14 protein-coding genes are annotated in these 23851 nt (G+C 37.5%); 2 read left to right on the top strand and 12 right to left on the bottom strand.

Annotated features, from left to right (window positions below; genetic code table 11):
• Both KO493_RS09035 and KO493_RS09030 read left to right on the top strand, forming a co-directional pair.
• Positions 1 to 783, top strand: a complete 783-nt coding sequence (locus KO493_RS09035; RefSeq protein ID WP_216067630.1) for an enoyl-CoA hydratase/isomerase family protein — start codon at positions 1 to 3, stop codon at positions 781 to 783.
• Positions 784 to 965: 182 nt separating this feature from the next.
• Positions 966 to 2417, top strand: a complete 1452-nt coding sequence (locus KO493_RS09030) for an aldehyde dehydrogenase family protein (RefSeq protein ID WP_216067629.1) — start codon at positions 966 to 968, stop codon at positions 2415 to 2417.
• Positions 2418 to 2488: 71 nt separating this feature from the next.
• On the opposite strand, the gene KO493_RS09025 is transcribed toward KO493_RS09030, so the two are convergent.
• From KO493_RS09025 to KO493_RS08970, 12 genes are all read right to left on the bottom strand, one after another.
• Entirely contained in the window at positions 2489 to 3571 is a 1083-nt protein-coding gene (locus KO493_RS09025; protein WP_216067628.1) for a hypothetical protein, read from the bottom strand.
• A gap of 25 nt (positions 3572 to 3596) precedes the next feature.
• Complete coding sequence (locus KO493_RS09020; RefSeq protein ID WP_216067627.1) at positions 3597 to 5558, bottom strand: FAD-dependent oxidoreductase; 1962 nt, start codon at positions 5556 to 5558, stop codon at positions 3597 to 3599.
• A gap of 40 nt (positions 5559 to 5598) precedes the next feature.
• Positions 5599 to 8688: an FG-GAP-like repeat-containing protein gene (locus tag KO493_RS09015; protein ID WP_216067626.1), complete on the bottom strand. Its 3090-nt coding sequence runs from the start codon at positions 8686 to 8688 to the stop codon at positions 5599 to 5601.
• Positions 8689 to 8739: 51 nt separating this feature from the next.
• Complete coding sequence (locus tag KO493_RS09010) at positions 8740 to 9723, bottom strand: family 16 glycosylhydrolase (RefSeq protein WP_216067625.1); 984 nt, start codon at positions 9721 to 9723, stop codon at positions 8740 to 8742.
• A gap of 172 nt (positions 9724 to 9895) precedes the next feature.
• Positions 9896 to 11461 carry a hypothetical protein gene (locus tag KO493_RS09005; protein ID WP_216067624.1) on the bottom strand — a complete coding sequence of 522 codons (1566 nt, stop codon included), beginning with the start codon at positions 11459 to 11461 and terminating at the stop codon, positions 9896 to 9898.
• Positions 11462 to 11472: 11 nt separating this feature from the next.
• Positions 11473 to 13200: a RagB/SusD family nutrient uptake outer membrane protein gene (locus tag KO493_RS09000; RefSeq protein ID WP_216067623.1), complete on the bottom strand. Its 1728-nt coding sequence runs from the start codon at positions 13198 to 13200 to the stop codon at positions 11473 to 11475.
• A 20-nt stretch (positions 13201 to 13220) separates the two neighbouring features.
• A complete protein-coding gene (locus tag KO493_RS08995) occupies positions 13221 to 16295 on the bottom strand; it encodes a SusC/RagA family TonB-linked outer membrane protein (protein ID WP_216067622.1) in 3075 nt (1024 codons plus the stop codon).
• Positions 16296 to 17178: 883 nt separating this feature from the next.
• On the bottom strand, positions 17179 to 18402 hold the full coding sequence (locus KO493_RS08990; RefSeq protein ID WP_216067621.1) for a glycoside hydrolase family 117 protein: 1224 nt from the start codon (positions 18400 to 18402) through the stop codon (positions 17179 to 17181).
• A 31-nt stretch (positions 18403 to 18433) separates the two neighbouring features.
• A complete protein-coding gene (locus KO493_RS08985) occupies positions 18434 to 19444 on the bottom strand; it encodes an L-rhamnose/proton symporter RhaT (protein WP_216067620.1) in 1011 nt (336 codons plus the stop codon).
• Positions 19445 to 19481: 37 nt separating this feature from the next.
• Positions 19482 to 20528, bottom strand: a complete 1047-nt coding sequence (locus KO493_RS08980; protein WP_216067619.1) for an aldose epimerase family protein — start codon at positions 20526 to 20528, stop codon at positions 19482 to 19484.
• A 9-nt stretch (positions 20529 to 20537) separates the two neighbouring features.
• Complete coding sequence (locus KO493_RS08975) at positions 20538 to 21632, bottom strand: mandelate racemase/muconate lactonizing enzyme family protein (RefSeq protein WP_216067618.1); 1095 nt, start codon at positions 21630 to 21632, stop codon at positions 20538 to 20540.
• 12 nt (positions 21633 to 21644) lie between these two features.
• Positions 21645 to 23843, bottom strand: coding sequence for a glycoside hydrolase family 3 C-terminal domain-containing protein (locus KO493_RS08970; RefSeq protein WP_216067617.1), 2199 nt, complete (start codon positions 23841 to 23843; stop codon positions 21645 to 21647).
• Positions 23844 to 23851: the final 8 nt, after the last annotated feature.

Genomic DNA, 23851 nt, shown 5'->3' with positions numbered 1-23851 from the left:
ATGAGCAGTAATCCATCATATTTAATTGTAAAAAAAACACTTGGTTTAGTCACGATTAGTCTAAATAGACCTAAAGCCAATAGTTATTACAAAGGCTTTTTAGAGCAAATTAGCGCAACAGTGAACCGAGCCAGTGCAGACGATGCTGTTAAAGTGATATTGATAAACAGTACTTCGGAAAAATTCTTCTGCGCGGGTGCAGACATCAAAATATTTAGTCAAAACACTACGGAAGAAAATGCCGAAATGGTATTAGCTGCACGAGCCGTCTCTGAAGCCATTTCCAGGAGTCCGAAAATTGTCATTGCAGCGGTGAGCGGACATTGTTTAGGCGGTGGTTTAGAACTTATTATGGCTTGCGATATACGTTTGGGTGCCGAAGGCAACTACCTCATCGGATTACCAGAAGTGAAACTAGGCCTGATGCCTGGAAACGGCGGAACACCAAGAATGATTGATTTACTTGGCGCTAGTAGAGCCATGGAATTATTGGTAACCGGGAATAACATATCTCCTCAAAAAGCTTACGACTTTGGTTTATTCAATCAATTATATCCAGCAAATGCCTTTGAAGCAAAAGTGGCTGAATATATTCATGAATTAACACTTGGAGCCGGAGAAGCCATGGCGGCAATAAAAAAATATGTGCAAATGCATAAAGGCATGACCTTGCAAGAGTCGTTAGATTTTGAAACCGACTCTGTCCATGCGCTTTACGATACGCATGACGCCAAAGAAGGCTTTTTAGCCTTTGTTGAAAAAAGAAAACCGAACTATAAATAATACCATTTTAACCGTACAATGTCGCATATAATTTGTTTCCTTTTCGCTCATATTTCAATATAAAATAAAACCGTAGCTATAGCTATGCTTGAATTTTCTATTTCATCTGAACAAAAATTAATTCAAATTAAAAACACAACATTATACAATTAAATTGGTATAACTAAAAAAACACATCCATTATGGCACAAGACATGACACATTACCCGGTTTATATAAATGGCGAATGGTTAGATGCTTCTAAAAGAGAACGTTTTGAAGTGCAAGACCCCGCTAATAATGAAACCTATGCCACGGTTACGGCCTGTACAGCCGATGACGTGCAATACGCATTAGAAACTTCAGAAAAAGCACAGTTTGCTTGGCATTTAACTCCAGCACAAACTCGAGCCAATTACATTTTTGCTTTATGTGATAAACTAAAGGAACAAAAAGAACACTTTGCTACCCTTTTAGTAAAAGAACAAGGAAAAACCTATGCCGAAGCCCTAGCGGAGGTTGATGATACCGTGCGTTACATGCAGTATGCTGCAGAAGCAGGACGCCGTATTCAAGGTGCTATTTTTCCTTCTGAAAATCCTAACGAAAGACTAGAAATTCACAAAGTGCCTTTTGGCGTGACTGTAGCCTTATGCGCTTACAATTACCCTCTAGCTTTAATCGGAAGAAAACTCGGCCCTGCTTTAGTGACCGGAAATACGGTTATTTTAAAACCACACGAACTCACCCCTACAACCTGCTCTGAATTCTGTAAACTCGTAGAAGCCGTAGGGATTCCAAACGGGGTTGTAAACATGGTAGCTACGACCAATGCTCAAGCCGCAAGTTTATTGGTTGAGAGTCCGATAACGAGATTAATTAGCTTAACGGGAAGTACCAATGCCGGAAGAGCCATGTACCGAGCTGCGGCAAATAATATCACGGGGTTGATTTTAGAATTAGGAGGCAAAGCGCCTTTTATCGTCTTAGAAGATGCCGATATTGATAAAGCCGTAGAAGCTGCTGCAATCTCTAGATATGCCAATTGCGGACAAGTATGTATTTGCAACGAAATGGTGTTTGTTGATGGTAAAATTGCTGATGAGTTCACCGAAAAATTAATTAAACGTGTTCAACAAATTAAAGTAGGTAATCCCTTTGATACCTCGGTGAATATGGGGCCAAATGTAAGTGCACCAGGTTTAGACCGTGTTGATAGTTTGGTAAAACAAGATATCGCAAACGGAGCTGAATTGGTTATGGGTGGTCGCCGTCCAGAAGGCGCTGCTTTTGAAAAAGGAAACTGGTATGCTCCAACCATTTTAACTAACGTAAAACATGATGGCGCAACAACGACTCAAGAGTTATTTGCCCCGGTACTCCCTATTGTTAAGATTGATGGTTTTGATGAAGCCTTAGCGATTAATAACAGTCGTGAAGAAGCTTTATCGGCTTATTTATTTACCAATGATTATAAAATTCACCAAAAAGCAATTGATCAATTACAAATAGGAACCATCTTTATTAATAAACAAATTACTGGCTATATTCAAGGCTATCATTCTGGACACAAAACCGCTGGTCTTGGTGGCGAAGATGGTGTATACGGTATAGACCAACATTTACAAAAGAAGACCATTTACTTAGATTATTAATCTACTTTAAAGGCCTTCAACAGCAAAAAAAACGCGCCATCTTAAATTTAATAAACGCCTACTTATTCTATTTAAAGTCGCGTTTTATTAGCTTCATAAAAAGCTAACAAGACCTTACCTTGATTTTCGGTAAGGTCTTGTGTTTTTAAAAAATAATACACTTCACGTGCTTTTAAAAAATCATTCTGATGTAATAGTTGTACTAATTGTTCCATCGCAACGCTGTCAATCTCTATTTTGCTGCGGAACACTTCTAACAGTAAATGAATTTCCTGAAAAGATAAATCAGACACCTTTATTTTAACGACACTAAAAAAATCAGCAGGATAAACCTGTTCAGATTGAATCATCGATTTAAAAAACTCCAAATGATTACATTCTGGCAAACCTTGGTAAAAGCGTTTAATCGCTGTATCAAAGTCTTGTTTTGGTAGGGTTTCTAGATAAGCTAAACTGGTTCTTAAAAGTTCTGGCCGTACTTGGTTTACCTCAATAATAGCATTCAATAAACCTTCATTATAAACGTGACGGCGTGATAGCTGTTCTATAGCAAACTTTTGATAACCCTCTTGTTCTAATAGTTGTTCTAAGGCTAAATTAGAATAGTCATCACCAGTTATAATCCGAATGATGTCGTTAATATCATTATGAGCCCAATGCCAAAGGGTATAACAGGTCCAAACAGCACCTTCCACATAAGCTGATTTTTCTATAAACACAGTTGCTCCAGACAAGGCATCTACGCCTTCTCCTCCAACGGTACTAACTAATTCATGCTTATAAAAATCCTTTAATCCTGAATTTTCATCTTTTAAAATCATCTCTAATTTTAAATAATCTGCTGTAGAAAACTGAAGGCCCTGAGCCTTTTCTAAATGTACCCCGTGAGGCAATTCTATACGATTAAAACGACCTAAATCATCCCAATACATTCTAACGCGGTCTACACGACACTGACTATCACCACAGGTCACTGACTCTACATCCATATAATAAGAAAGGGCGTGATTTTTAGCATCTTTAACTTCAACCAACACTGTGTTTACTGGTTGGGTTAAACTAATGCCCTTATGAATAATATTCACGGCGTGGGTTTTGGTCTTTTGTACTGCTTTAAAATCGTGATACCACAGCACCAAAACACTTAATAACATCGCGTGACAAACAATATTTATAGGCCTAGCTAGCATAGCACCTCAGCTCAAATAATTTCACGTTTTCAGCACCGTAAGTTTCCTTCAAATTTAATCGAATAGCTGTAGCTTGTACAGGGTCAAAATCAAATTTAATTAATCGTGTTCGGTTTTTGTCCAAACTACCAACCTTCTGCCAAGTCCCTTTAACACGTACTTCTACATCTAAAGCCTTCAACAATTCTTTAGGAATGCCAGTGGTATAAAAATCATTTTCTAAACTATCACGACGTAGCATGATATTTCGCTTAACATTGGTATCACATTTTATTTCAATTTTAGAAATTTTCACGTTCTCATTCCATTCCATTTGCACTTTAGCTGGTAAGCCCTCCGATTCCCAGTGATGAACAGTGTTATTATAATCTCTTGACCAACCATCGGTCAATAAATTTGCTGCTCCAGACGATGTACTCGAAGCAAAAATAAGTTGTGCTTGTTTAGCTATATCTGTATTATCGACTGCTGGTCGATTAGGAATAAAAGCATCATCTCGTAAAAGCTGTTCTTGTAAATCATTAATATAATTTTCACCTAAAGTTCGAGGTAGAACATTGTGTTTCACACACAGGGCAGTTGCAGTTCCAACAGCTTGCCCTTCTAAGGCACAGGTTGCCATAATACGTGACGAAGACAAAGCCATGTGCGTCTGGCTGATATTTCTACCTGCAAAAAGTAAGTTGGAAACATTTTTAGAATACAAACTACGAAACGGAATCTGGTAAGGTTCCTCAAAATCTTCATGAAAATAACTTGGCGGTTCACTTAAATTCTCAATACCTCCAGGGTTGTGTTCATCTAAAGACCATCCACCAAAAGCCACCGCATCAGGAAACTGTTTATTAGACAGCAAATCGGGCTCACTTAAAATATAATCCCCTATAAAACGGCGACTTTCACGCTTTCCGGGTAAAGAAGACACCCAGTCTAAAGCATAATTTTCGGTTTCAGGAAATTTTCCTGAGTTTTTCAAATAATCCCAAACACCATAGGCATGGCCCATAAGTGTTTCTTTTATGTCTTCATATTCCCCAATAATATCATCATCACTTCCCATTTCAACCCACCAAAAGCCTAATTCAAAAGGGATTAAATTACGCCCCTTATGCGATTTTTCAGCATCATATTTAATAGTAAAATGTGGCGGTTCAAAGGGCATTGGGCGCCCCATATCTTTAGCCCCCAATAACACGGTAGATCCCATTTGCCAACCATCGGCTTCTTTTGGCGCAAACTTCTCATTAAATTCTGATGCTGCTTCCCGGCCTGTTCTGTATAAAGCCCCAGCAGTAGCTGCTAATAAACCATCTCCAGAACAATCGATAAATTGTTTGGCCTTAATGGTAAATTCAGTTTCGGTAGTCATTTGCCAACAGTAAGCTGCTTCTATAGTATCACCATTCATAATGGCGCGCATGGCCGAGGTGTTTAACTTCAAGTCAATATTGGTTTCACGCGTAATAAAATCAAAAAGCACATGATCCCAAACCGGGTAAGCGTCTTGCGGATTATGAAAACGGTTATGCAATAACATTTCTTCTATAATCCCTGTTTCACGTTCTGGCAAACCATCTTTTAATTGATTAACCCCATTTAAATGCACTCTGATTTCACTAGACGAATTACCTCCCAAAACAGGTCGGTCTTGTATAAGAACCACCTGCATACCATTACGCGCAGCTGCAACAGCAGCGCACATACCCGCTGCCCCACCACCTATTACTGCAACATCGTAGGTGAGCGTTGTTGCTCGATTAGGACGCCGTTTTTTACCCGTGCCCATTTGATGCCATTGTTCAGGATTGGTGTTGCCATAGGGTTTCTCTTGTTCAGAATTAGGTAGGACACTAGCGGTACTTGAAGATGAACAAGACAAATTAGTCATTGGAATTAATGTCGCCCCCAAAGCACCTTTTACAGTGTTTTTAAAAAAATTTCTTCGTTTCATGACTATATTATTTTTAATTATTTGGATTTCTCACCAAACCTTATTCAACAATATCTAAAGGATACAAGTTATCATCATAGGTGACACCATCACTAGTAGTAAAGGATGCTCTTATCATATAGAACTGACCTTCAGGTAAGTCTTTAGTTGGCGTATAGCCTTTTAGAGAAAATGTTTTCTTAATTGTTCCTGAGGTTTTGTAAAGTGCGGTTTCATCTACCAAAATGGCATCTTTTATAGGAATCCATTCGTTTTTAAAATGACGTATCCAAATGCGCACACCACCTTCATCTGCACTAATCACTTTATTACCAGACCCCGCTTGATAGGCTGCAGAAACGCTCAAGTTCTCGCCTACTTTTAAAGTTTTGAATTTGTTTTTATTCAAAATTGTAATAGATGGCATTATAAAAGCCTTTACCTCTAAAACCAACTGGTCTGAAGCCTTAGGGTTAGACTCTGACACAACAGTAATGGTGGTTTTTCCAGCCTTTAAAGCCTTAACTACTCCATTTTTATTGACCTGAGCCACCTGCGGTTGACTGCTACGCCATAACAGTGCTGTATCATCAGCAAGGCGAGGCGATTGTTTCACCTGCAAAGTGATGCTGTCGCTTTCAAACAATGACATGGCATCTTCTACGATTTGAACCGTTTCTATAGGAATTGCATGCCAATCAACGATTTCAATTTCTTTAGAAACCAACACACCATTAGCCTGACTAGACGCTGTAATACGTGCTTTTTCGCCTGGTTTACCGACTGCGGATACAACACCGTCTTTATCAACCTTTAAAATATGGCTATCACTAGATTCCCAGGTCACGTTTTTATTAGCATTTTTTGGTTGCGTTTCAATTGAAAGCGCTATGGAAGACTTGGCTCTTATGGTTTTAACATCGGAAGTTAAACGCATAGATTCTGGATCAAGCTTATTGGTATCTAAAAGCCTATTGGTTAATTTATTTTTAAACACCACCTGCTCCCCATTTCTCCAACGCACCACAACCTCTTGAACTGTTTTTGTATCACCTAAACCAAAATGCAGCATATGCATCAAACTTTGAGAAAACACTTCACCGGCAGATCCTACACGCTTTCTATAGGTTTGATTTTCGGTTTTAACAAAAACCTCAGCCGAGATAGCATCTACATGAGATTTAGGCGCATATCCTACACGCACCGTTAGGAAATTCCCTTGACTTGAGGCGTTGTTTGCATACAAATACCATTGTCCGCCCTCACTACCATTAAGCAAATCGAGATCCCCGTCGTTATCAAAATCAAAAGCCTGCCCCATATCACCATTCCCGGGTCCGTCAACATCATTAGCCCCGTGCATGGTTAAGGTTTCAAAATGCCCGTTACCTGTGTTTAGCAACATATAATCTGAAGTTCTAGAATCAATAAAACCCCAGCGGTATACAAAAATATCTTGATGACTGTCATTGTTAAAATCGCCAACAGTAACCCCTAACGCATTACCACCTTTTGGAATATTCCAAGCTTCAGAAGCATCAACAAACACACCGTTATCGTTTTTCAACAATACATCTTGTTCGTTTCTATTTAAGGGCACAAATTCAGGAAACACCTCGGTGACACCTGATAAACTGAATTTATAGGACCAAAACAAATCATTATCTCGAACCAATACGGCTTTCCAGCGATTTTTTCCAATAGCTCCAATATAGAGTCCGTTTTCTGAAATATCTTCAGGCCATCCTTGCGCATTATCAGCTTCAAACTGAAAATCTTCCCCCGAAGCCACCAAATGTTTTTCTTTATTTTTTCCTAAGAAAATAGGATAGGTTTTTCCGCGGTAAGCGCCTTGAGCTAAGTAATAATATTCCTGCAGTTTAATGGTATCTTCACCAATAAACTCAAAGGTATCAACCCCTTCAAAGCCTCTAGATTTTACGGCTATTTTTTTATTATTAGGATCACTATCAAGCATTGGTGCCTCCCCTTTTCCGCCTTCAAAAGCCTTTCCTCTAGCTAGGTATAAATCCAAATCGCCATCATTATCAATATCAACATCGGCTATGGCCATGACCTGCATATATTCAGGGAGATCTTTAAGCATTTTATCTGTTACATTGGTAAAAGTAAAATCACCATGCCCTTGCCAAATAGATAAAGGCCCGTAAAGAATGATATCATCAATTTGATCGCCATTAATATCGGTTACCAAGGCTCTTGAAGGGTGTACATCTTGAATTCCGGGAACGGTTTTAAACTGAAAAGTGCCATCACCTAAATTTTCATAAAAGAAATGTTGAGGTTTCTCTTTTTTTAAGCCTTCTTCGTTGACCAGCATGAGATCTAAATCACCATCTAAATCGAAATCACCCCAACGGGCTCCGCGACCTCTACCACCACGATTGATGCCCACATCACCAGTATATCTTATAAATTTTGAATCGTCATTTTTATAGAAATTGGCTTTGGAAGGATTGGCACCATTACCACCACCTTGGGTAACTACCAAATCTAAATCACCATCGTTGTCGTAATCGCCCAAGGCCGTACCGTGCAAATCATGCATGTACCATCTTGCGAGATCCTGACTGTGTTTTGCGACCGTACCATCGCCATTATTCCAATATAATTTACTGGATTCTATGTTATGATTGTTTACTATGAAATCATAATAACCATCCTGATTGATATCTGCGATGGTAGGCCCACCGTACTTAATAGAATTTACCTTATCTAATCCCGCTTTAACGCTAATATCTTCAAAATGAGGTACCGATAAAGCTTCTACATCTTGAAGGGTGATCGTATTTAGAGTAATTTCGGCATCACGAACAGCCACTTTAAAATCTAACGCTCCTAAGGCTTTAAAATTAACCAGCACGGCTATCTTTTGAGGACCTTGCTTAGGGATATTTAAATTATCAGCCAGTAATTGATTGTTAGCCAATAAACTGATGCTTCCGTAGGTGTTTTTATTTTCTAAATCGAAAATCACCTTTTTTACCCTGCTTCCTTTTATTTCCGAAGAAAAATTAAGCGGTTTTAAATCTGTAACCACATGTGAGTCACTTAATAGCAAAACACGCGCTTCTGTATTTTGCTCCTGACAGGATTGTATAAAAACAATGCTAATAAGGACTATTAGCATGGTTTTAAATGTATTGCAAAATTGATTTTTGTTAAACATACAAGTGTTGAATTATTCTGGTTTATAAACACGAATCCAATCGACCCGCATAATAGTACGCTCGGTTTTTGTTACCGATGGATCGGTTAAGAAATCAATACCGCTATTACCTTCTCTCCAAGATTGAGCCGCCGCTGAAATAATCATGTGCATAGGTTTTACTAAACCTGTACCACCGGTATAACCTTCAGGGTCAATTTCATCTACAGGTGTTTCACGAACCAGTTCTCCGTCAACATAGTATTTTAAAGTCCAAGGATCTAACCAAAGCACCCCATAATTATGATAATCGTCTCCCCATTGTGTGCCTTTACCATCAGTATACCAGGTTTCTTGGCCTAGCGGTTGATAATCTTGAAAAGGTTCACGAATAAACACGTGATGGCTTAGGTGCAATCGTTTAGAGAAATACTCATTCTCCTTTTCTCCAAAAGCTTCGAGGTTATCAATTTCCTGTGTAGAATCCTCACTTAGCATCCAAACGGCAGAAGATAACACGGAGTTACTCAGTTTTACTTTAACCTCCATATACAAAGGGTACACCGCTTTTTCTTTAGAAGTCACACAACCTGTTTGAATGGTGTTCCCCACCACATTAGCTTGATAAATAAGTTCGCCGTTTTCAATTTTAGATTGTTCTGGCGTGTAACGTGTTATGCCAGGACCTGTCCAACCATTGAAAAATACATCTTGCCAATCGTTGGCGAATTCTGGAGCGTCCTTCCCGCCTTCAAAGTCAAACTCATTAGAGACTTTTGGCTGAATCGTCCAAGATTTCCCCGCTCCAGGGTCTGGTAAAAAAGGCAGGTCATTTTCTACTTCAGGTGGCTCCGGGTTTTCGGGAGTTTCAGGGTTTTCAGGAGTCTCTGGAGTTTCAACTCCCATATCATCATCAGAATTTGAATCTGAATCACATCCTGATATTGAAGTCATTACAAACACTAAAAAACATAGTGGTATTAATTTCATACCAACTCTTAATCTGGTGTACTTCATGCTATTAATTTTTAGATTTTTCATTATATACTATTTTTTATAAAACTCAGTTAATCAACTGAATATATTGTTCAAAAGAGCAGTTTCAGCTTAAAATAGATTGTAAAAAAACCCCAAAGATTTGACATCATATGGGGTTTTAAAACAAACCGTCTTAATAAACTAAACTAAATTAAGGTCTTAAATTCGCTTCTAATAGCGTTAAATTATCCATGTAAAACTTAAGTGCTTCTGGATTGTTTTGGTTATCTGCTCGAATGCTAATCGTTGTTGGTCCTGATTCAGCAAAGGTTACAATTTGAGAACTGTACACCCACTCTCCAACAGGGTAAGCCGTATCAAAGGTTGGATTACCTGAAACCCCCCAATTAGTAGCTGGAGCCCAAAAAAAACGTACATCTGGCGGATTCACTCCTGGTAAAATTTGTCCTAAAGATTCCACATAAATCCAAACACCTAATTCGTAAGATTGTCCTGCAACAACTTGAAAAGTAGCTGCATTACCAGCATCATCTACCTGACCTACAATCATTCCTCCTCCTGGGTTAACAACTACATAACCACTATAGTCTCCTTCATAAGCTTGCGTTGAAGAAACACTAAAGGTATAATCATCCCATGGTGCTCCCCACCATTGGTAGGCCCAATTACTATCCATAGAGTTTTCAAATCCGAAATCATAGGTACCATTATCGAAGAAATTATCACCAACAAATACCATTGGCGCATCTGTAATCTGACCTACAGCCACTTGATCTAATGTTTTTAAAGTACCTGGTGTATAAGTTATAGTCACTAGATCATCATTGTAAACAACACCTGCTAATTCTAAAATAACAATGTTACCTTCATTTGAATCTACACTAGCAGAAGCTATTGTAGACGTATAAACAGTGCCACCATTGGTTGCTGTCACAGTAAAAGCTGAAGCATTTAAAGTTGCTGCATCAATTTCTCTACTAAATTCTACATTTAATACACCTCCTGAACTATCACGATTATAAGCCGCATCTAAAGTCACTGGATCTGTAGAAGCGATAACGGTAACTAAATTTTCAAAAGCTATCATATCTTCACCAAAAGGGCGATCACGTCCAGCTAATAACTCCACCCCATAGGTCCCCATTCTACTATATTTCACATCAACGATTTCTGTGTTATCAATCGTACCTGGCTTACCTCCTTCAAAAGTCCAAGTCGAATTGGCAGGTTCTCCTGCTACCGCATAAGAATATCTAATAGAACGCCCTGCTTGTAATTCATTTTGGGCGTTATCAGCTAAATTTAAATCAGCCCCTAACGTACCATCTGGGTTAATATACTGCGCTGAAACCGATAATTTAACAGGACCCAAAACACGAACCGCAATGGTTGTATCTAATTCCTTACCCCTTAATTGGTCGTCAACATAAGCATCACCTTTAAAGACTTGGTGTAATTTTACATCATAGTCCCCAGGTGTATTGAAGTAAGCCTTAACGACACCATCACTTGACTGATTGCCTTCAACACTGGTTACATTTTCAGGAAAGCTCCATGTTCTAGCGGTTACCCCTGGAGACACATCTCCGAAAGTGATGTAGTTCCCTACTTCAATTTGATTTTCAAAATCCATCTGACTCGTATAGATTACTCGATGACTAGGTTCTACAAGTTGCAAATCATTGTCATCGCTACACGCCGTAAACGTTAAGGCGGCTATACACAGATATTTAACTATGTTTTTATATGTATTCATTGGTCTTTTTTTTAGTTGTTTAACTGATCGTTAGTCTGTTGCTCTTGCACAGGAATTGGTAAATAATCATGCGCTGCAGATTGGTAATTGGCACTAGATAAATTAAAATCTGGTCGTACACGTTCCTTAATAAACAATGGGGCTATACCATCACCTGATATTTCTAAAACATCTTGATTGTTTTCTCTCCAAACTTCATCTGCACGTAATTCATCAAACACTTCTTTTACAATACCCCAACGTACTAAATCTTTCCAACGGTGTCCCTCGAAGGCCAATTCTAAAGGTCGTTCAACACGTTGAATATGAGTCAATACAGATTCTTTACTAGGTGCTACCATTGGATGAGCTCCATGCACTTGTTTACTTACATGTAATTGAGGAAACGATCCGCCGTTGTTCGTCATGTATTGGTCTAAAGTTACTACAGCTGCACGCTCACGTACCATATCGATATATTTAATGGCTTCAGACACATTACCAGTACTTTCTAGAACAGCCTCAGCGTACATTAAATAGACATCGGCTAAACGGATGTGACGGAAATTAATTCCGGAACGACTGTTAGCATCTTCCTGCTTCAAATGGTACCAGTTAGAATGCTTTTTAATGTAAGCACTTTGCCCAAAAGCCCAACCTCCACGTTCACCAATTGGTAATAAATAATACTCACTCTCTCCGTTTATTGGTACAATGGTAGCGGTTAAACGCTGTGAGTGTAAATTTCCTTGGTTTATTGAATTTGTTGGATCTATTTCATCACTAGTATACAATTCATGTAAATAATATGAACATAATAAAGTGTTATATCCGCCATAATTTAATTGTCCTACTGCAGTTGCCATAGTGGTTGCTTCTGCACCTGTTTCATTTACATTATCATCTACAATGGCACCGTTAGCTCCAGGATTTACTTCTGCATTATATGCGACTTCAAAAATAGATTCCGAATTAAGTTCATTTTCATCGGTAAAGTTGTCCATAATATTAGGAACCAGACTATACACACCAGAATCGATAACCTCTTTAAATAATTTTGCTGCTTCAGCGTAATTTTCATCAAATAAATAAGCCTTTCCTAACATACTTTTAGCAGCCCCTACTGTAACACGTCCTAAATTATTAGAACTCCAAGATAGTGGTAGGTTTACCTCAGCATACTCTAAATCTGGAATAATAATGGTCGATGTTACCTCATCCATAGAACTAAAAGGTTTAGAAAAATCATCTTTATTTTTTGCGACTGTTGTATGTATTACCGCACCACCATAAGTGTGTACCACTTGGAAATAGAAGAATGCTCTTAAAAAACGAGCTTGCGCTTCAATACTTTCTCTTTCTCCAGCTTCAAAAGTAACTTGTGTTGTTTTTAAGTTTTCGATTACTTGATTGGCCCTAAAGATACCTATGTATAATTCGTTCCATTTATCTGTTACATAATAGGTACCGTCATTATACGTTAAATTTCTGAAAGTTAACGGACGGTACCAAGATTCTGTACCTCCAATATCTCCCATAATCATTTCATAAACAAGCCCGCCACCACTAATATTCTGAAACTGTAAGGCTCCATAAACAGTGTTCAGGCCCGTTTGAAATTGACTTGAAGTATTCCAAAAAGTATCTGTTGTTATCGTATTGGGATTGGTTTGATCTAGAAATGAATCTTCATCACAACCTGTAAGCAAAAAGGCGCCTATAACAGGAAGTATTATATATTTTTTTATTTTATTTTTCATGTTTCTTCTTACTTAATAAATTAGAAATTTAGTTGTACTCCAACAATAAATCGACGCGATACAGGGTAGTTTCCACGATCTACACCACGTGTAAAAATTCCGTCTCCTCCAACCTCTGGATCATAACCATTATAATCTGTAAAAGTGAATGGGTTCATAGCAGTAAAATATAATCTTGCTTTTTTAAGAATTGATGTATCTACCATAGGAATAGTATAACCAAGAGATATGTTTCGAATTCTCAAATAGGTTCCATCTTCTAAGAAATAATCAGAACGTGCTCTAATGCTGTTATCAAAGGCATTTTCTCTAAATGTTGGCACACCAGAATTAGAGTTCTGTGGAGACCACATATAGTATTGTTCCTCATGTCTACCTTGCGTATAAGCATATAAACGTGCTCCATTATAAATTTCGGCACCATGCGAATAATAGGTTTGCACGTATAAATCGAATCCTCGATAGTCTAAATTCAAACTTAAACCTGCTTCATAATCGGCTTGACCAGAACCAGCGTATACACGGTCACTATCATCAATTTTACCATCGTTATTTTCATCAATGTACCTCATATCTCCCATTGCAGCACTTGGTTCAATTAACCTGTAATCATCTAACTCTGCCTGAGTTTTAATAATACCGTCATGTTGAACTAGGAAAAAAGCACCAGCTTCATAACCTTCTGCAAGGAAAGTCGTATAATCAACATTTTCTCCTAAAGACACTACAGGTCGTCCGTTTGCATAACCACGTTCAACACCATTTAGATTAGTAACCTCATTAACATTTTTAGTAAAGGTTCCTGCTAACGAATAATTTAAGTCTTGACCAATTTTACCTTTAAAGGACATGCCAAGTTCTACACCTTTATTGGTCATATTTCCAGCATTGGTAACACGTACATCGTAAACACCGAGTGCTCTTGGATGGTATGTTCCTGAAGAAGCAGGCAAACGCTCTTGAATTAACATATCTTCTTTATCGGTTTGATAAAAATCTGCAGAAAAGTTTAATTTATTTCTAAACATCCCTAAATCAATACCTATATTTTTAGAAATACTTGTTTCCCATTTGATGTTAGGATCGGCATAACGACGTTGGATAGCACCTACGTTTATTTCCTCATTAGGACCAAATGGATAGTTCATACCACTTTCTATTTGAGAAGAAAATGAATATGCTGGAATATTTTGGTTTCCAACCTCTGCCCAACTTGCTCTTAATTTCAAGCTATTGATAGCATCAACATTAAAGAAATTTTCTTCACTAATGTTCCAACCTCCTGAGAACCCTAAGAAATCTCCATATCTGAAATCTTCACCAAAATTAGAAGACCCATCTCGTCTATAACTTGCTGAAAACAGATAACGTTCATCATAGTTATATTGCACTCTAAATAATTTACCAGATAGTGTGTTTACATAATCGTAGCTACTAGGTTTTAAGGCATCTGTACCCGCTCCTAATACAGGTGTGTCATTACTCAATAAACCAATAACGCCTGTGCTTAGTGTTTTTGATGAAAATTCTTCATAAGAAAGCACCCCTAGTAAGTTCAAATTATGCTTACCAAAACTCTTATTATATTTGAATAAGTTTTCTATAATACGACGCTCAGATGAAATAAAATCTTCATTTAACTGCGCATCTACTCTTGAAGCTGTAGGATTAAAATCTCCCTGGTAATCATAAACCAGGTATTGTGGTCTAAAGAATTTTCTAGCATAATCATAAGTATTACGACCTAAGTTTAATTGGTAGCTTAAACCATCTAGAAATTCATACTCTAAGTTAATAGCTACATTTGAAGTATTTACTTCACGATCATCTTCATTTTCTAACTCTCTAGATAAATAACTGTATTGAATTGAATTTCTTACAGGGATTTGAACAGAATTCTCACCATTGCTCTGAATTTGATTAAGCGCAGGTTGCCAAGGGTTTTGAGCAATAGCATACTCATAAAGCGCCCATGGCTCTTGTTGTCTATTTTCTTGTGTTAGCGCAAGACTAGCGAAGGCTCTAAATTTTCCCTTTTTAAACTCACCATTTAAACGCGTACTTAAACGATCGAATCCTGAATTAATTAAAATCCCATCTTGATTGAAATAATTAGCACTTAAGTTTAAGGTTAAGTTTTCAGACCCTCCTGAAATTCCTAAATCATAATTTTGCATGCCCGCGTTGTTATTTTGAACATCACCTACAAAATCGCTATCATAATCTAAAGCATCTGGATTAAAGAAGAAGATTAAAGGATCTCTACCTAAAGCATCCAGTTTCACTTCCTCGGCATACATTTGCTGTTGTGTATTCATTAAAGGCGTTCCAGAGGTAATGTTTTGCACACCACCATAAGTACTAAAGTTCACATTAAATGTTCCTGCTTTACCTTTTTTAGTAGTAATAAGGATAACCCCGTTAGAAGCACGTGTACCATATACAGCAGCTGCCGCACCATCTTTTAAGATGTCAAGTTTTTCAATTTGTTCTGTTGGAATGTTTGGATTCCCTTGAAACGGTATACCATCTACAACATATAAAGGACCTAGTGCACCTGCACTCACAGATCCCAAACCTCTAATTTGAATATTTGCAGCCTCACCTGGTCTACCGCTACTAGACTGTACATTCACACCAGCTACTTGTCCTTGAATAGACTCACCTAAATCGGCTACTGGCGCTTTCGCGATGACATCTGAGGTCACTATCCCTACAGCACCCGTGACTTCTTTCTTCTTTTGAGTACCGTAACCCACAACAACAACCTCCTCAAGGCTTTCTGTATCGGCTTGCAGACTTACATTTAAAAAAGTTTGATCTGCAATTTTAATTGATTGTTTCTGGTAACCTAAAAATGAAAACTCAAGGTTATCTCCAGTTTTAGCTTCAATTGAAAATTCTCCATCAAAATCTGTAACAGATCCCGTACTTGTACCTTTAATCAATATGGAAACTCCTGGCAAAGGGATTCCATTTTCATCTAATACTTTTCCTTTAATGCCCGTTTGAGCATACGCATTAGTCATTGTTAGTAGTAAGAAAGAACAAACCAGTAAAAACCTGTTCCTCCATAATTTTAGCTTTTGTTTCATATTTAATTAATTAGAATAGTTAGTTTAGTCATCTTGAATTAAATCGAAATACAGTAATTATCTATTTGACACTTACAGAAGTAGTTTATTAACAATTCTTCAAGTTAACTGATGCTAATTTATAAATACAACAACACCACACCCCAAATTGATACTAGACTTAAACTAGACACACCTAAAAAACACTGAAATACAAGCAATTACAAACCGCAATTAATCTATTATGTACAGTTAAATTGAGTGAAAATCTATTTATAACAACAGAAAAACTAGAACTTAGTCCAACTTTTCGCGAATACAATCACTATTTCCATACACTTTATTTTTATTGCATTTGCCATTTCGCTTAAAACACAACATAATTTTAACTAAAAAATCAAAATAGAATCTGTTTTTTTATCAATTTAATAAATTCAAGCCATTTAAGTTTGAAATACTGATGATAAATACATGCTACGGAAGAAAAGATGACAGGATGCAACCGTTAAATAGTCACAATGGGGTGTACAGTTAAAAATTATAAGTTATTTTAATAGATTACTCTATTCTTATTGTGATTACTCTTAAAATTCTTACGATTCGTCCCTTTAATAATGGATTATAATGAAATTTCCAAGTGTAACAATAGATTAGGGTAAACCTTAAGTCTATTCCTTAAACAGAAATATTCAAATTTTGAATGCGAACCAACGCTAAACATGAACTTTAAACTTCTAAAAAACGCCAGTTTAAATCTATGATAGTAAATACAAGCTATATTTTGGAATAAAAAGCTAAGAAACAGACAGAAAACGAATACTTTAATAGTGATTCTATCCATTTTTAAAACAAAAAAACCTTCTAAAATTAATTAGAAGGTTTTTTTATAAAGTTGAGAAATGTACTACTGACTATTTTCTCCTTTGGCTACATGTGTTGTTTTCCTGTGTGACTCAAAACGCATAATACTCTGATAATCATAAGAATTATAAATATGTGATAATCCCCAACGTAAAATTTCGGTTGGTTCTTTTTCTACATCAGCCGTTCTATTTAATCCAATCGCGTGAGCGCTAACACCTGGAATTACAGACATAATTTCAAAGTTGACACCATCTGGAGCCCACTGAATCGTATTTTTTTCAGGACCATCGGTAGTGATTAAAGAAGCTACACCACCGTTATACGGCCAAACACAAATTTCATGTCCGCTATTACTTATTGGATTGTATGGTGATTTCACATATGGTCCTTTAGGGCTATCAGCAATAGCAACACCATGACGAATTTGGCGACCACCAAAGGTAATGGCTTCACCCATTTGTTCGCCTTTGTAATACAAGTAAAACTTCCCATTATAAGGAATAATACATGGGTCATGTACCTTATGGCTATCAAAATCGCCTTTCTTTTCGACTTTAAAGCGGTTATCTGAATCGCCTTTCCAAACCCCATTATCAGCAGGACTTAAAATAGGTTCAGCACTTTTAGTCCAAGGTCCGTTTGGTGACTCAGACCAAGCCAAACCTATTTGATTCTTAACACGCACGTTATAAGGTGATTTTACGGTTTGGTAGCTTAAATAATACATGCCGTCATGCTCCATTATTTCAACAGTAAACACCGAGCGGTCATCGTAAGCCCCTTTTTCACCACGAGCTACAGCGATGCCTTCTTCTTTCCATGTCCATCCATCCTCTGAAGTGGCATACCAAATATCACAACGGTCCCATGGGAAAACTTTGTCATTTTCAATATCACCAGCAAACCCATCAGTTTTGCCTACAGATTTAGAGTACCATACGTAGTACTTGCCATCATGTTTAATCATAGCACTTGGGTCACGACGCACAACGCCTTCCTCATAGGCTAAATCTCCTTTTAGTGGTTGCAAATTGGAGAATTCAATAAACCAGTCATTACCTAAATCTGTTGGCCACTCTAAAGCGCGTTTTGATGCAGCACTCAAGTGATTAACATCGGTAATTCCTAAAAAATCAATTTGTTCGGCAGTTGGTGCTTTTTCTTTATTGGAAGTTTCAGAAACCACCGTTTTTTCAGCCTGTTTTTGGCAAGAACTCATAATAAGGAGGATTAATAATGTCGATAAACTAGATATGTATTTCATTGTCTTTATATTTTAATTTGTTGGATTATAATTATAAAAATGCGGTTACTAAAACACCTATAATCATAGATGATAGGCCAAGATACAGCGATGTTTTTGCTTTTATAGGAGCTAGAGTCCATTCGTTGGTAACAATTCCCGCAACAACTGCAACTACAACCGATAGTGTATTAAAGATAGCATAACCTATAGAACCGCCATGCTCACCTAAAACAAAAGACGAATATGCAAAAATTATAGAAGCCGTAAAGTTTAACACCGCCATTAGCAAGGTTAACGATACATTTTTTCCTGCACCTGGCACTTTAAAACTTCCCCATAATTTCTTTTTGGTTAGCATGATGATAAAGTAAGGAATTACAAATAATCCTCCAGACACATAGACGATAAACATAGAAGCTACCGATGACAACCAGCTAGAGTTACCATTATTAACAACCATTTCACCAATAATATTTTTGGCAGCTTGCCCATCAATACTAATCTCTAAAGCCACATTAAAACCTGTTGCAAGAACACCACCGATAACAGCGATTAAGATTCCTGAAACCATTGATGTGTTTTTTGTCGTTTCAGATTTATTCTCTTCCTCTTGGCGTAACATACCAGCTCTACCATTAAAGATAATACCACATAAAATAATGGCAATACCTAATAAAATCGAAGCTAAAGTATTCCACTCAGGTATTCCGTGAAAAAACCATGGCAGCATCGAGCCCACACAGATAATGGTTCCTATAAACAAGGAAAACCCTAAAGACAAGCCAATGTGATCAATGGCTTTACCCCATAACATCATACCTACACCCCATAAAAACCCAGGAATAAGCATACGCATTAACACAGGACTACCTATATCGACCAAAACCTGACCAAAATTATCAATCATTGTAAAAGCTACAATAAAAGGTATTATCCATAGCATAAATAAATAACACAGTCCCCATGCATTCTCGAAAGCATAATTTTTAATATACTTTTCTGGCATGGCCCAAAAACCGAGCATAATCCCTGCCGATACGGCTAAAAGAATTCCTATCATAATTTTATTAGTTTAAGTTAGATTTAGTTTTTTTGTTTTAAAAATTGAATTTAAACACTGTTGTGCTATTAAAAACGTCTTCAGCTTTGGTAATAGACCTTGGTGATCCATCTATATTTGGTCCGTTTGGATATCGGTGTGTTTCACAACAGAATCCGCGAAACTTCCCAAATTTTTGACCATTTTCACGTAGCAGAGCATCAGATGTATATTTACCCGTATATAATAGCATACAAGGCTCTGTGGTGTATACATCTAAACTTCTATTAGTTTTAGGATCGCCAATGGTAGCCACGTGATTTAATTCTGAATTCTCGTTATCGAAAATGTAAAAATGCTCAAAACCGTCGTTCATTTCATTATGAACACTTCTAATTTGTTTTGCTGTTGTTAAATCATCTGCCTTTCCTGCAACATTTAAAACCCTTCCTGTGGCCGCACCAGTTTCATCGGTTTCTAACCGTCGATTTGAATTCACCTTTGCAGTGTGGTCCTCTATAGATTCTGAAAAACCGGATAAGTTAAAATACGTATGATTTGTTAAAGACAAAGGGGTGTCTTGATCTGGCACAGCATTATAGTTAAGGTGTAATTCATTATCATTATCTAAAATGAATTCAACACAAACTTCAACATTACCAGGAAAACCTTCTTCTAAATCTTCACTTAACAATACCATTCCAACGGCTGAAGCATTTTTAATATCAACATCAAAAGATTTCCATATTTTTTTATCGAAACCGTTAACTCCCCCATGCAAATTATTTTCTCCTGCGTTTTTAGACAATTTAAATATCTTTCCGTTTAAAGGAAACTCAGCATTTTTAATTTGTGAAGAATACCGTCCAACGGTACCTCCAAAATAAGGTGAGTTGCTAACATATTCATCAGAAAAATAACCTTCTAGGGTATTAAAACCACAGGTAATTATTTCTGGATTTCCATTGGCATCCGGAATACTAATCGAAGTTATAGTAGCCCCATAATTGGTGATTTTCACTTCAACACCGTTATCATTTGTAAGTGTAAACAGTTCTATACCTTGTCCATCTAACTGACCAAAATTCTTTTTTGTTGTCTTCATAACTTCTGTTTATTGTTGTTCGTACGGACTTAATTTTTCCCAATTGAAAATAACACCTATTCCTGGGCAATCTGGAGCAACTGCCCTGTAATTCTCCACCACTAATGGACGCGTTGTATATTGATCGATAGGAAAACTATGCACCTCTAACCACCCTGAATTGGGTTGAGCAGAGACTAAACTCACATGCAGCTCTTGCATGCCGTGAGAACAAGCTGGGATACCGTGTTTATCGGCTAATCGTGCCGCTGCTAACCAACCAGTCACCCCACCACAATTGGAAGCATCAGGTTGAATAAAAGATAATTTAGACAGCTCAAAAGCATATTCAAATTCATGTATGGTATGTAAATTTTCACCCATTGCTAAAGGAAAACCTGTTGCTTCAACGATTTCAGCATAGCCTTTGTAGTGATCTGGAATTATAGGTTCTTCAAACCAAGTAATGTTTTGGTCTTTGAAGCCTTCAATAGCTTTAATAGCCTGCTCAACAGTCATGGAATAATTAGCATCTACCATAAAGGTCACATCTGGGCCAATATATTCACGAACCGCTTTTATACGTTCTAAGTCTTCTTCCAAATTATCACGGCCTATTTTAATTTTCACAGCGTTAAATCCGCTTTCTAGGTAACCTTTCATATTTCCTAAAAGTTTTTCAATAGGAAACATTAAATCGATACCACCACAATAGGCTTTACAAGTATTTCCTGCGCCTCCAGCCATTTTCCAAAGCGGTTGACCTGCTTTTTTACAACGAATATCCCAAAGGGCAATATCTACCGCTGAAATCGCGAATGAGGCAATTCCACCACGACCTACATAGTGAATATGCCACTCTAGAAAATCATAAATGCCTTCTACATCTGTGCCGTCTTTACCAATTAAAGCTTCAGTAAAGTCGTGCTCTACCATAGCTTTAATGGCAAATCCGCCCTTTCCACCAGTATAAGTATAACCTGTTCCTTCACTACCGTCTTCTAAGGTTATTGTAACCGTAACTAATTCAAAATGATAATGATCACCGTGTTTGGCGTCAGACATCACTTCTGGCAATGGCACGGTAAATAATTGGGTTTTTATGTTTGATATTTTTGTACTCATATTTTTTAATTTTTATTGCAATTTAATAGCCAATTCAGAGGGTTTTGCTGCCCCTAGATCAGCACTACGCTTGCTGGGTAAGGCATTGGATATGGCTAACTTGTAGTTGCCTTTTAGCCACGCTTTTTTTCCTTCTAAATTGGTTTGATAAAAATCTTGATCGGTTAACGTAAATTTTAAATCTTGCGTTTCTCCTGATTTCAGTTGAATTCTTTTAAAGGCTTTTAAAGCGTATTTTGGTAGAAAACCTAAATCATCTTCAGGAATTAAATAAACCTGAATCACATCTTCCAAGTCTATAGCGCTTTCATTTTTTACAGTGACTGAAAAGCTTAAAGCATCGCCTTTTTTAATGTTTTTTGTTGTGGTTTTAGCATTTTTTAATGAAATTTCACCGTAACCCAATCCGAATCCGAAAGGGTACATAGGCACTTCATCCATGTATTTATAAGTGCGTCCTTTCATGCTGTAATCATCAAAAGGAGGCAATTGCGACACGTTTTTAGGAAAAGTAATGGGTAGATGCCCTGAAGGCGAAACGTCTCCAAAAATAACATCGGCAACTGCATTTCCACCTTGCTCTCCTGGATACCACATTAATACAATGCCATCAACATAAGGCTCTATTTCATCTAAGGCCACCGGACTTCCAGTACCAATGACTAAAATTAAAGGGCCGACCTTATTTTCACTAATTTCTTTGATGTAGTCAATCTGACTTTGTGGTAATTTTAAATCTTTGCGATCTCCTTTATGCTCTGATGCAATGGCATCAACCTCTTCGCCTTCAATTTCATTAGAAATTCCGGCTACCAGAATTGTTGCCGTAGTCGTTTTTGCCACCTGAGGGGCCCAGTTTAAAGGGTTTAAGTTCTGCTGAAAAGGTAAAACACCTAAACGGTATTCCACAGAAGTTCCTAAAGACACCTTGTCTATAACCCCCTCAAGGACGGTCACCATATTTGGTGACATACCATAATAATTTGCTATTAATATTTCTGTAGAAGCCGCAAAAGAACCGGTCACATACAGTGATTTTATATCTTTTTTTAAAGGCAATACGTCGCCCTCATTTTTCAATAATACGATAGACTGCTGTGCAGCTTTTCGAGCTATGGCTTGATGTTTCTCAGAATTGATTACATCGGTGCCAATTTTGGTATATGGGTTTTGAGCATCAGCATCAAAGAAGCCCAATTTAAAACGCGTTAGAAATAAGGTCTTTAGGCGCTCATCAATCATTTTTTCTGAAATCAGACCCTGCTCTACTGCTGAGAACAATTTACCATACACCCAACCACAGTTTAAATTAACGCCCGCCATCATGGCTAAGGCAGCAGCTTCTTCTTGTGTTTTGGCTTTTTTATGTCCTTTTAGAATATCTCCTAAAGCACCGCAATCTGAAACGATATAGCCATCAAAGCCCCATTCTTTTTTCAAAATATCATCTAAAAGAAAGGTACTACTCGTTGACGGTTCGCCATACACCGCATTATAAGCGCCCATAACCCCTTGAACTTGGCCTTCTTTAACCAAAGATTCAAAAGCAGGTAAATAGGTTTCGTGAAAATCTAATTTTGACGGACTCGCATTAAAACTATGTCGTAAGGCTTCAGGGCCAGAATGTACCGCAAAATGCTTGGCACAGGCTGTAGATTTAAAATATTTAGGATGGTCACCTTGTAGCCCTTTAACAAAAGCTACTCCAATTTGAGACGTTAAAAAAGGATCTTCACCATAGGTTTCTTGGCCACGACCCCAGCGTGGATCTCTAAAAATATTAACATTAGGCGACCAATAGGTTAACCCTGCGTACATACCTCGATTTCCTATGGATTTAGACACCTCAAATTTAGCGCGTCCTTCATCAGATATGGCATTGGCAACCTCTTGTATTAAGTCTGGGTTAAACGTTGCGCCCATGGCAATACCTTGCGGAAAAATAGTCGCCTTACCATTTCGTGCAATACCATGTAAGGCTTCATTCCACCAGTTATATTCTGGCACTCCTAAGCGATCAATCGCTGGAGAATCAGACATAAACTGACTACATTTTTCCTCCAAGGTCATGGCGTCCAATAGTAAATCTACCCGTTCCTCAAAAGGTAAATCGGTTTGAAACCACGGTTGATTTTGTCCGTTTACAAACTGAATTGTGCACAGCAAACCAAGCCATAAACACTTAAGGCTATATGTGTTTAAATGAACCATTTAATTTT

This window comes from Pseudotamlana agarivorans, from assembly GCF_018860245.1.
Lineage (GTDB): Bacteria > Bacteroidota > Bacteroidia > Flavobacteriales > Flavobacteriaceae > Pseudotamlana > Pseudotamlana agarivorans_A.
The sequence above is the reverse complement of the archived record's forward strand: the minus strand, read 5'-3'. Positions and strand labels throughout refer to the sequence as shown.